This is a genomic window from Alteromonas sp. 14N.309.X.WAT.G.H12 (assembly GCF_036697315.1).
Taxonomy (GTDB): domain Bacteria; phylum Pseudomonadota; class Gammaproteobacteria; order Enterobacterales; family Alteromonadaceae; genus Alteromonas.
In genome coordinates, this window is record NZ_JBAHZB010000016.1 from 41,932 (window position 1) to 52,438 (window position 10,507).

General features: G+C 46.8%; 12 protein-coding genes. 9 read left to right on the forward strand and 3 right to left on the reverse strand.

Features of this window, described 5'->3' with window-relative positions; translation table 11 throughout:
* Positions 1-48: 48 nt before the first annotated feature.
* Both V5298_RS07415 and V5298_RS07420 read left to right on the forward strand, forming a co-directional pair.
* Positions 49-180: a hypothetical protein gene (locus V5298_RS07415; protein WP_332930824.1), complete on the forward strand. Its 132-nt coding sequence runs from the start codon at positions 49-51 to the stop codon at positions 178-180.
* Positions 177-1,064 carry a Dam family site-specific DNA-(adenine-N6)-methyltransferase gene (locus V5298_RS07420; RefSeq protein WP_332930825.1) on the forward strand — a complete coding sequence of 296 codons (888 nt, stop codon included), beginning with the start codon at positions 177-179 and terminating at the stop codon, positions 1,062-1,064. Before V5298_RS07415 ends, V5298_RS07420 begins: the two co-directional genes overlap by 4 nt.
* Before the next feature lie 7 nt (positions 1,065-1,071).
* Here the strand turns inward: V5298_RS07420 and V5298_RS07425 are convergent, their stop codons facing one another.
* The 3 genes from V5298_RS07425 to V5298_RS07435 form a co-directional block, all read right to left on the reverse strand.
* Positions 1,072-1,308: a DUF2970 domain-containing protein gene (locus V5298_RS07425; RefSeq protein ID WP_332930826.1), complete on the reverse strand. Its 237-nt coding sequence runs from the start codon at positions 1,306-1,308 to the stop codon at positions 1,072-1,074.
* Between the two features lie 9 nt (positions 1,309-1,317).
* Positions 1,318-1,635: a hypothetical protein gene (locus V5298_RS07430; RefSeq protein WP_332930827.1), complete on the reverse strand. Its 318-nt coding sequence runs from the start codon at positions 1,633-1,635 to the stop codon at positions 1,318-1,320.
* A gap of 159 nt (positions 1,636-1,794) precedes the next feature.
* Complete coding sequence (locus V5298_RS07435) at positions 1,795-2,517, reverse strand: TorF family putative porin (protein WP_332930828.1); 723 nt, start codon at positions 2,515-2,517, stop codon at positions 1,795-1,797.
* Positions 2,518-2,861: 344 nt separating this feature from the next.
* Here V5298_RS07435 and rpe point away from each other — a divergent pair, with 344 nt between their 5' ends.
* The 7 genes from rpe to astD form a co-directional block, all read left to right on the forward strand.
* Entirely contained in the window at positions 2,862-3,536 is a 675-nt protein-coding gene (rpe, locus tag V5298_RS07440) for a ribulose-phosphate 3-epimerase (RefSeq protein WP_332930829.1), read from the forward strand.
* A gap of 35 nt (positions 3,537-3,571) precedes the next feature.
* Positions 3,572-4,582, forward strand: a complete 1,011-nt coding sequence (gene trpS, locus V5298_RS07445; RefSeq protein WP_332930830.1) for a tryptophan--tRNA ligase — start codon at positions 3,572-3,574, stop codon at positions 4,580-4,582.
* Positions 4,583-4,609: 27 nt separating this feature from the next.
* Positions 4,610-5,248, forward strand: coding sequence for an aminodeoxychorismate/anthranilate synthase component II (locus V5298_RS07450; RefSeq protein ID WP_332930831.1), 639 nt, complete (start codon positions 4,610-4,612; stop codon positions 5,246-5,248).
* A 98-nt stretch (positions 5,249-5,346) separates the two neighbouring features.
* Complete coding sequence (locus V5298_RS07455; protein ID WP_332930832.1) at positions 5,347-6,510, forward strand: HDOD domain-containing protein; 1,164 nt, start codon at positions 5,347-5,349, stop codon at positions 6,508-6,510.
* 295 nt (positions 6,511-6,805) lie between these two features.
* Positions 6,806-8,011: an aspartate aminotransferase family protein gene (locus tag V5298_RS07460; protein WP_332930833.1), complete on the forward strand. Its 1,206-nt coding sequence runs from the start codon at positions 6,806-6,808 to the stop codon at positions 8,009-8,011.
* Positions 8,012-8,037: 26 nt separating this feature from the next.
* Entirely contained in the window at positions 8,038-9,075 is a 1,038-nt protein-coding gene (astA, locus tag V5298_RS07465) for an arginine N-succinyltransferase (RefSeq protein ID WP_332930834.1), read from the forward strand.
* A gap of 15 nt (positions 9,076-9,090) precedes the next feature.
* On the forward strand, positions 9,091-10,507 hold a 1,417-nt coding region (gene astD / locus V5298_RS07470; RefSeq protein WP_332930835.1), incomplete at its 3' end, for a succinylglutamate-semialdehyde dehydrogenase.

Consider the following 10,507-nt stretch of genomic DNA (forward strand, 5'->3'; position numbering starts at 1 on the left):
TGGCCGTTTAAGCCCAAGGTTGGCGATTGCAGGTTGTGGCGATGATCGATGACAGATACAATCACTAAACGTTTGGTTGTCTGTGGTTTATTTAAACGGGCTGGTAAACCAAAAAAACAATACTGTCCTAAAACACGTTTAAAACGTGATGTGCGCGTGGGTAAAATTCAAAGAGCATGATGCAGAAAAAAAACCGGGCCTTTCTGAAGTGGGCCGGCGGAAAGTACAGCCTGGTAGAAGCCATCAATGCCAAACTCCCATCCGGCAATAGGCTCATTGAACCTTTCGTTGGAGCAGGGTCTGTTTTCCTGAACACCAATTTTAAGCGTTATTTGCTTAACGACATTAATCCGGACTTAATTAATCTCTATAATTTTTTAAAAGCCCAGCCTGATGCGGTTATTCATGATGCCTCACGATTCTTTACCCGTGATCACAATTGCGAAGCCACCTACTACGCATTGCGTGAAGAGTTTAACCAAACCTCCGATGAATATTATCGCGCAATATTGTTTATTTATTTAAACCGACACGGTTTTAATGGCCTCTGCCGCTATAGTTTAGCAGGCCGTTTTAATGTCCCCTTCGGACGCTATAAAAAACCCTATTTTCCCCATGAAGAAATGCTGTTTTTTGCCGAAAAGTCACAAAAAGCCGTATTCACCTGTCTGCCATTTGAAAAAATATTTGGGCGTGCCAGACGGGGCAACGTCATTTATTGCGATCCCCCCTATGCCCCTGTCAGTAAGACCGCGGCCTTTACCAGTTATGCCTCATCAAGTTTTGGGCTTGATGCCCAACATAAACTGGCCAAGCTGGCTGTACGGGCATCCTACAAGCGTGGCATACCAGTTTTAATTTCAAATCATGATTTACCCATAACTCGGCAGCTTTATACGTCGGCTGATATTTCTGAGTTGTCCGTTCGCCGTTCAATTAGTCAAAATGGTGCCACCCGCAAACCCGTGGCAGAAATACTGGCGTATTTCACCCCGAACCTGTCGTTGCCGAAGACCAAAAAACGCCAACAAAAAAGAAGGGCTAAGCAAACTCAAACGGCATAAAACAATGTCAGTTAAGGATAAAATGAACCAGCAAGGCAAGTGATACCACTAGCAAGGCCACAAAGATAATGCCAATGATAATGTACCCTGCAATTTGCCCCGAGTTAAAATCCCGCTCATAGTTTTTATGGCTTTGTACACCGAAGGCACTGGCCAGCACACTTAAAATCATGGCTATCACAGATGAGTCGGATGACAAAAAGGTTCGTTGTAAGTTATCCGTTTGACGTGTTTTCGCTACCATTTTGTGCTCCTAACGCCCTTTTGTAGGGGTATATTCGCCATTGGAATTGTCATAAAGCAATTCAAGAAGATCGAAAAGGTGAAACTGGATAGACGGGGATTTGCCAGAAAGCCATTTTAGCCAGCTGACTTCCATGTTCCCATCTACCAAACAAAACTGAGCCGCAGACTCGTTATATTCCCTTTCGGCCACGGATTGACAGTGGTTGGCTTGATAGGAAAGAGGAGAAAATACACAGACCGCTAAGAGAGTAAAAACGATCACCGTGCAACGGGGACGGGATAAACAGCGTCGATATATTATCGTCAGAGCATCTCTTAAGCGCATAACATTTACCACCGATTAAAAAACCACCTCATTATAACCTGATTCCCCATGAGGACAAGTGAGACTTTCAGCGGATGACTTGGCAAATAAAAACCCGAAGCATCCAGTGCCTCGGGTTTTACTTTCAACGTTATACAAATTGTTGGAATTAAACTTAGCTTACAGTTCGAAATCCATGCCGTAACCGACAACAAATTTCACTGAATCATTGTCGTAAGCATCAGCGCCTGCGTCATCTAAATCAGTACCGGTAATGGCAAAGCTAAAACCGTCTTTGGCAATGGAAATAGACCAGTCGGCATAACCATCGGGAACACCATTAAAGGCTTCAGCGAAGTCACCTTGGTGATAACCCACATGCAAGCCGACTTCTGCACCGCTCGCCACAGGCATTGCGTAATCGAGGGAAACGTATGAAGCTTGGCCGAAACCAAAGTCCTGACCTTCGCCTTCATCCGCTTCAGTATTGGCTAGCAAATACAATGAAACGCTAAAGGCACCGTAACCGACAGTACCGTAGATTTCACCAAAGTCGAACTCCGCTTCAGAATCGTAGTTGTAGTATAAGTAACCTACATCATAGGTGAAATCCCCTGATTCTCCGGAAAAGCCGAGATACAGATCATGCTCGTAAGAATAAATATCGTCTGCACCATAATTGACGTTCGATGCCCATGTTCCTGCATAAAAACCGCTTTCGTGTGAGTAATCGATTCCTCCTTGTACCGCTGCTTCATTGGCAGTCTGAGTAAGACCACGCCAAATGTAGTTATTGGTAACACTCACGTTTGCACTTAGCTCAGCAAAGGAAGGCGCTGAAGTCATTAAGGCAGCTGAAGAAATTGCCACCGCTAGCAAGGTTTTTTTCATCGAAATTTTCATGTGTTCTCCGTTATATTAACTATTATTTTTGCGCAAATGACGAATAGACCATGTACGCGTTTTCTGTCTTATTTTTATTATTTGGTTTTACCCAGTAACGCAAAACTAATGCCCAAATGTAATAGATTAGTAAAGATCCATCATTTCTTGTTAACCAACTGATTTGAAAGATTTTTTATTACTATGGAATAAGAGGATTTCATCGTGCATTTTTCAGGCACCACTTTGGCGCGCACCACTTTGGCACATACTCACACTATTGGTGCAGCGCATAATCAAGACAAACCGGTTTTCACAAGGTATGATTCCCCCTGTTTTTAATACCAGTAAAGAGGTAAAAGGGTATGGCTGAATTTCTAATTGCGCCTTCAATATTGTCCGCCGATTTTGCGCGCTTAGGGGAAGACGTGGTGGCGGTACTTAACGCTGGCGCAGATGTGGTTCATTTTGATGTTATGGATAATCATTATGTGCCAAACCTGACCTTTGGCCCTATGATTTGTTCAGCCTTAAGAGATTACGGTGTCACTGCCCCCATTGATGTGCACCTGATGGTTTCGCCGGTAGACGCACTCATTGAACAGTTTGCCAACGCGGGAGCCAGCTACATCAGCTTTCATCCTGAAGCCAGTCAGCATATTGATCGCTCTTTGCAACTTATCATCGATCATGGATGTAAACCGGGACTGGTGTTTAATCCAGCAACGCCCCTACATTATCTTGATCATGTCATGGACAAACTCCATCATATTCTTATTATGTCCGTTAACCCCGGCTTTTCCGGGCAGGCGTTTATTCCTTCAACGTTAGATAAACTCCGCCAAGTGAAAGAGAAAGTACAACAAAGCGGACAAAATATTCGAATTGAAATTGACGGGGGGGTAAAAGTCGATAACATTCGTTCCATCGCAGAAGCCGGAGCTGACATGTTTGTGGCAGGTTCCGCTATTTTCAATGCCCCGAATTATCAGCATGTCATCACGCAGATGCGGGAAGAATTGGAAAAATCCCGTAAGTAAGCTTAATTTAAGCGTTTTAATCAGGTAATAAAGTAATGAGCAACAAACCTATCGTACTTAGTGGCTGTCAGCCTTCAGGCCAATTGACTATCGGAAACTACATGGGCGCATTGAAGCAATGGGTGTCCATGCAGGATGACTACAACTGCCTGTATATGCTTGTGGATCTTCACGCCATTACTGTGCGCCAGGACCCAAAAGCATTACGGGATGCCTGCCTTGACGGCTTAGCCTTATACCTTGCCTGTGGCATCGACCCGCAAAAAAGTACTCTGTTTGTTCAGTCTCATGTGCCCGAGCATGCTCAACTTGCGTGGGTATTAAATTGCTACACCCAAATGGGTGAGCTGAACCGCATGACACAATTTAAAGATAAGTCAGCTAAAAATGTGAGTAACATCAATGCCGGCTTGTTGACCTACCCGACCTTAATGGCGGCGGATATTTTAATCTATCAGGCCAACCAGGTTCCTGTGGGTGATGATCAGAAACAACATCTAGAACTCGCCCGGGACGTGGCCACCCGCATGAACAACATTTATGGCAATGTGTTTACCATTCCTGAGCCCTATATTCCTGACTTTGGCGCCCGTATTATGAGTCTTCAGGAGCCTGGCAAAAAAATGTCCAAGTCTGACGATAACGTCAATAACTTTATCGGCTTACTGGAAGATACGAAAAAAATCACCAAGAAAATCAAACGTGCTGTTACCGACTCTGACGAGCAGGCCCGTATCTACTTTAATCCACAGGAAAAACCTGGAGTGTCGAACCTGCTCACCTTATTGTCTTTAGCCACGGGGAAAAAGGTCGATGATCTGGTGGGTGAATACGAAGATAAGATGTACGGACACCTTAAAGGTGATGTGGCCGAAGCCGTCGTTGCCTTACTTACCCCAATTCAGGAGCGATTCCGGGCCATTCGGGAAGACCGCAGCTACTTAGATGACGTCATGAAACAGGGGGCAGAAAAAGCCTCAGCCAAAGCCGCGGTGACGTTAGAGAAAGTCTACGACACAGTGGGCTTTATACCCCGTCCCCGTTAACAGACTCCCAATCACAGGGCTCAGTTATTGCTACTACTAATCGATAACTTCGATTCATTTACCCATAATCTTGCCCGGTACTTTACGGAACTGGGCCAGACTGTGCGCGTGATCCGCAACGACGCCATCACCTTGTCACAAATCCAGACCTTAGCGCCGGATATGCTGGTGTTTTCACCGGGCCCTTGTACCCCCAATGAAGCTGGTATTACCCTTGCGGCGATTCAAGCCTTTGCCGGTACAATTCCCATGCTTGGCGTGTGTTTAGGCCATCAATCCATCGGTCAGGCATTTGGCGCACAGGTTGTTGGCGCACGCTGCATAAAACACGGCAAAACCTCACCCTTAATTCATCACAATAGTGGTCTTTTTCAACATCTGCCGACGCCGTTTCAGGTCACCCGTTATCATTCATTGGTTATTGCCCCTGACTCGTTACCCGATACTTTTAGCGTCGATGCTTGGTGCGAAGAAACCCCAGGGGAACGGGAAATTATGGCGGTTAGCCACAAATCCTTGCCCATATGGGGCGTACAATTTCATCCTGAATCCTTACTCACAGAACATGGACACGCATTACTCAACACCTTTATTCAACAAGCAACCCACTATAAAAAGTCATTTGCAGCAATAAAAGCTCAAAAAATACTGCCTACCGGCCGATAACCAAGTTATATTATTTTGATGAATGAGCCCCAACCTTGTTTTATTCAGTATCTGAAGCCTTGTGCACAGGGCCAATTAATCGCCGGAGCCGCACTTTCGTGAAAGCAAGTCATCCATCCCTTCCCCCCTTGGATGAGCGATTCGATAATCTGCTCATCACACCGGCGCGGGTAGCACAAATGTTGGGAAAACGTAGTCCTGGCGAAGTGAGTTTTGACGAATCAGAACAAAATAACGCACGACGACGGTTGCTTCATGTTGAAAAAGTCGCAATAAAAAATAAGCAAATTCAAGCGGATAAAGACGCGTCATACTTAGATCGGGTTAATGCGATGCTGCACCAACGGGTGTTTAATCAGATCCAAGGTCATTTTTCTAAACCCCAGACCGTGTTTAAAGACATCTTAGGGTTAGATGAAAATATCGCCCCTTTGCTGGATATCCTATCGGTAAAATCCACCTCGATTTCCCGTATAGAGCCCCATGCGGCGGCGCTGCCCTGGCTGTATGAAGAATTGCTAAGCGTGGTTAATGCGCCTAAATTTCGGCGCCGTGATGCCCGAGGAAAGGTTATTCCCGTTGAAACATTGCGCACCGCGTTAAGCTTTTTGGGTATTAACAACCTCAGATTGTTGCTGCCATACATTATTCTGCGTAAGGCTCTGCCTAAAATTACCGATCCCTTCCCAGAGATAAAAAACCGCCTACTGCAATACGCCCAAGGCACCGCTTTAACCTTACGGGAGCTTGCACCCGCCAATGATATAGAACCTCACGAAGCCTATACGGTGGGGATTTTTTCCCAGTTAGGGCGCTGCGCTATTGTACGGCTCTACTTTAAATATTTTGAACAAGTTCAGATAGAAATGCTGCAAGAAGCTGAAGCGGAACGAGAAACCACCTTGCACGCGGCGCTAACAAAGTTGCCAGCCTCGGCAAACTATCTTATTGCCATACAAAATATGTATGCCGATACCCTCAATGCCCATATTGTGAAACACATGCATTTTAGTCATTTGCCATTGGCCTCCACCTATTTAGCATGCGTAGAACCAGCAAATGAATCAAATGCACTGGCTGATTTGTTATCCAGCGCTCAACAATACACATCCATAAGAATGCTCCACCAAAGCCAGTTTTTAGACAAGCAAGAAATAGCATCGGCCTTGGCAAACATCGCCCTGACCCGTGCACAGCGCGACCACTTGAAGATGGTGGATATTTTTCAACTTCCGCTGATTGAAAACATCAAAGGAGAATAATTTTTTTGGATATTCATTCATGGTATTGAATATCCTCTTTTATTCCCTGTCACTGCTATAACTTTCCTTTCTTTACATATCAACAAATGGAATGACAAGTGGGGTTGCATCTAAATAGTTATTCACTTTTCTTGCAAAACAAGCCAAACCCCGCGAAAAATAAGGCCTACAGCCAATTTCATTGGCTTACAAATCCAACTTAAAAATGGCATACTACTAGGCTAACTTGTCCTATTCGCATCCACGAACCCCATACAATGAGCCTGCTGGATGCCTGATAACAGAGGGAAATAGAATGAAAGTAACTCGCGCTACCTTCGATGAAGTCATGGTACCAAACTATAATCCAGCGAACATGGTGCCTGTTCGTGGTGAAGGTTCTCGCGTCTGGGATCAGAATGGCGAAGAATATATCGATTTTGCCGGCGGTATTGCGGTAAATGTTTTAGGTCATTGCCATCCAGCCCTTGTGAATGCCCTGACAGAACAAGGCAACAAACTTTGGCACTTAAGTAATGTCTTTACCAACGAGCCCGCATTACGTTTAGCCAAAAAGCTCACCGATGCCACATTTGCAGAACGCGTGTATTTTGCCAATTCAGGTGCCGAATCCAATGAAGCGGCCCTTAAGTTAGCCCGTCGCTTCGCGTTAGAGCAATTTGGTGAACACAAAAACGAGATCATTGCGTTTAATCAAGGCTTTCATGGACGTACTTTTTTCACTGTTACCGTAGGTGGTCAAACCGCTTATTCTGACGGTTTTGGACCTAAACCCGGCGCCATTAAGCATTGCGATTACAACGACCTTGCCGGCTTTGAAGCTATGATCAACGACAACACCTGTGCCGTTATGATAGAACCGCTGCAAGGTGAGGGTGGTATTATTTCCCCTGATCCTGACTTCATCAAAGGAGTACGGGCGTTATGTGACAAACACAATGCTCTGTTAATCTTTGACGAGGTGCAATCTGGAGTGGGCCGTACCGGTCAACTTTACGCCTACATGGGGCTGGATGTGGTTCCCGATATTTTAACCACAGCAAAAGCGTTAGGCGGTGGTTTCCCTATTGGTGCCATGTTAACCACAGCGGCCATTGCTGCGCACTTAAAACCCGGTACCCACGGCAGCACCTACGGCGGTAATCCGCTGGCTTGTGCAGTGGCAGAAGCTGCGTTAGATGTGGTCAACACCCCACAAGTTCTCAACGGTGTAACTGAAAAAGAAGCCCTGTTCCGTCAATTGTTTGCTCAGATCAATGAAAAATACGCTGTATTTGACGAAATCAGAGGTAAAGGCTTATTACTCGGTGCCGCATTAAACAAAAACTACCAAGGCCGGGCGCGGGACTTTCTTGTTGCCGCCACCGATGAAAAGCTGATGTGTTTAGTGGCCGGTGCCAACGTGGTGCGTTTTGCGCCATCGCTTATCATCGGTGAAACCGAGATCCGCGAAGGTATGGCCCGCTTCGAACGTGCCGTAGCGCACGTTGTTAGCGCTTAAAACCCCACATTAAAGAGCGAGCGACTATGTATATTATTCGCCCCATTTCGGCACAAGATTACCCGGCCTTACACCAAGTGGCCGTGGAATCAGGTGTCGGATTTACCTCTTTACCGGTAAACGAAGCCTTATTGAGGAAGAAAATTGCCCGCGCAGAAGCGGCGTTTTCATCACAGGTGAACGCTCCGGGCAATCAGTCCTACCTCTTTGTGCTGGAAGATACCGACACCAACACGGTGGTAGGTACCACCGGTATCGAAGCGGCGGTGGGACTGGATGATGCGTTTTATCACTATCACGTTGGCAAAGTGGTGCATGCCTCCCGTGAACTTAATATTCACAACACCGTCGATATTTTATCGGTATGCAACGACTACACCGGCGTTACGGAGATATGTACGTTATTTCTTCGTGAACAGGCCCGGGGCGGCATTAATGGCCGCTTTTTGTCGAAAATACGCTTTCTGTTTATGATGGAGCACCGGGAACGCTTTTCAGAAACCATCATAGCCGAAATGCGCGGCGTGAATGATGAGGAAGGTCGCTCTCCCTTTTGGGCATGGCTAGAAGAACACTTCTTCTCGTTGGACTTCCCTACCGCTGATTATCTCACCGGTATTGGCAACAAGCGTTTTATTGCCGAGTTAATGCCCAAATACCCCATCTATGTAAACTTGTTAAGTAAAGATGCCCAGGCGGTGATTGGCAAAGTACACGACAAAACCCGCCCAGCGCTGCAATTGTTGCAGGAAGAAGGCTTTGGATATCGCGGGTATGTGGATATTTTCGATGCCGGCCCCACCGTGGAAGCCAACCTCAGTCATATCCGCACTGCACAGGCCAGCCGAAAACTGCCGGTTCTCATCGACGACCAAAAGGTCGCTCAGGAAGGACAAACCTGTTACATCATTAACACCTCAGTGAAAGATTTTCGCGCCGTTGCCACTGATTTGGCGGTTAGCGAAGACAATAATGTTGCCGTAATAACAAAACAAACCGCGGCAGCACTCAATATCAATGAGGGTGATAGTGTGCGTTTTGCACCTATTGCCTATCGAGACTAACGACAGGATCCATACATGCAAACGACACTCTTCATTAATGGTGAGTGGATCGCGGGACAAGGACACACGATTCAATCCGTCGATCCAGCAAAAAACCAGATCATTTGGGAGGGCAAGGCTGCCACACCACAACAAGTTGATTTAGCCGTCAAAGCGGCCCGCAACAGTGCGCCAGATTGGGCAGCACAATCGGTCACACAACGATTAGCCATTATTAAAACCTATGGCGATCTGTTGGGACAAAATAAAGCGGCCCTAACTCAACTCATCGCCAAAGAAACCGGTAAGCCGGAGTGGGAAACGGCCACCGAAGTGGGCGCCATGATTGGCAAAATAGGGATTTCCGAGAAAGCCTATTTTGAGCGCACAGGAACAGTTGAAAATCCCATGCCCGTTGGGCAGGCTTTTATTCGCCACAAACCTCATGGTGTGGTTGCCGTCTTTGGCCCCTATAATTTCCCCGGTCATTTGCCTAACGGACATATCGTGCCCGCATTGTTAGCAGGTAATACCATCGTATTTAAACCCAGCGACCTCACCCCCGCCGTGGCAGCCTTTATGGTGGATTTATGGGCTCAAGCTGGCTTACCCGCCGGTGTACTTAACCTGGTTCAAGGGGAAGTGGAAACCGGTAAAACGCTGGCATCTCACAGTGATATCGATGGTTTATTTTTCACCGGGAGTTCCCGCACGGGCAAAATCCTGCATGAACAATTTGCTGGCCATCCGGGCAAGATATTGGCACTGGAAATGGGCGGCAACAACCCGCTTATTATCAAAGATGCAAAAGACACCGATGCCGTTGTCCATGATATTGTGCAATCGGCTTTTGTCACATCCGGTCAGCGTTGCACCTGTGCCCGACGCCTGTTCCTGCCTGTGGGCAATGACGGTGACAAGATCTTAGCGCGACTCATTGCCGTGACAAAACACATTAAAGTCGGTAATTACGACGATGCAGAACAGCCCTTTATGGGGGCGATGATTTCTGCCGCTGCAGCCAAAATGATGGCCGATGCACAACAGGAGCTAGAAAACCTGGGCGCAAATGTACTGGTACGGCTAACCCAGCCTGACAAACAAAAAGGCTTTGCCACGCCGGGAATTATTGATGTCACCGGCATTCTGGATACCCTGCCAGACGAGGAACATTTTGGACCATTGCTTAAAGTGATCCGCTATGACGACTTCGACTCTGCCATTAGCGAGGCCAATAACACACGTTATGGTCTATCTGCGGGCTTCATTGGCGATAACGAAGAAGACTATCGCTATTTCTTTGCCCGCATTCGTGCTGGTATTGTTAACTGGAACCGCCCCATTACCGGTGCCAGCAGTGCCGCGCCATTTGGGGGAATAGGAGAAAGCGGTAATCACCGTGCCAGCGCCTATTATGCCGCCGACTATTGTGCCTACCCTGTGGCCTCTGTGG

Excerpts from the sequence above, each read along its gene's own strand:
- V5298_RS07415 (WP_332930824.1), top strand. The coding sequence starts at position 49 with ATGACAGATACAATCACTAAACGTTTGGTTGTCTGTGGTTTATTTAAA.
- V5298_RS07420 (WP_332930825.1), top strand. The coding sequence starts at position 177 with ATGATGCAGAAAAAAAACCGGGCCTTTCTGAAGTGGGCCGGCGGAAAG.
- V5298_RS07425 (WP_332930826.1), bottom strand. The coding sequence starts at position 1,308 with ATGGTAGCGAAAACACGTCAAACGGATAACTTACAACGAACCTTTTTG.
- V5298_RS07430 (WP_332930827.1), bottom strand. The coding sequence starts at position 1,635 with ATGCGCTTAAGAGATGCTCTGACGATAATATATCGACGCTGTTTATCC.
- V5298_RS07435 (WP_332930828.1), bottom strand. The coding sequence starts at position 2,517 with ATGAAAATTTCGATGAAAAAAACCTTGCTAGCGGTGGCAATTTCTTCA.
- rpe (WP_332930829.1), top strand. The coding sequence starts at position 2,862 with ATGGCTGAATTTCTAATTGCGCCTTCAATATTGTCCGCCGATTTTGCG.
- trpS (WP_332930830.1), top strand. The coding sequence starts at position 3,572 with ATGAGCAACAAACCTATCGTACTTAGTGGCTGTCAGCCTTCAGGCCAA.
- V5298_RS07460 (WP_332930833.1), top strand. The coding sequence starts at position 6,806 with ATGAAAGTAACTCGCGCTACCTTCGATGAAGTCATGGTACCAAACTAT.
- astA (WP_332930834.1), top strand. The coding sequence starts at position 8,038 with ATGTATATTATTCGCCCCATTTCGGCACAAGATTACCCGGCCTTACAC.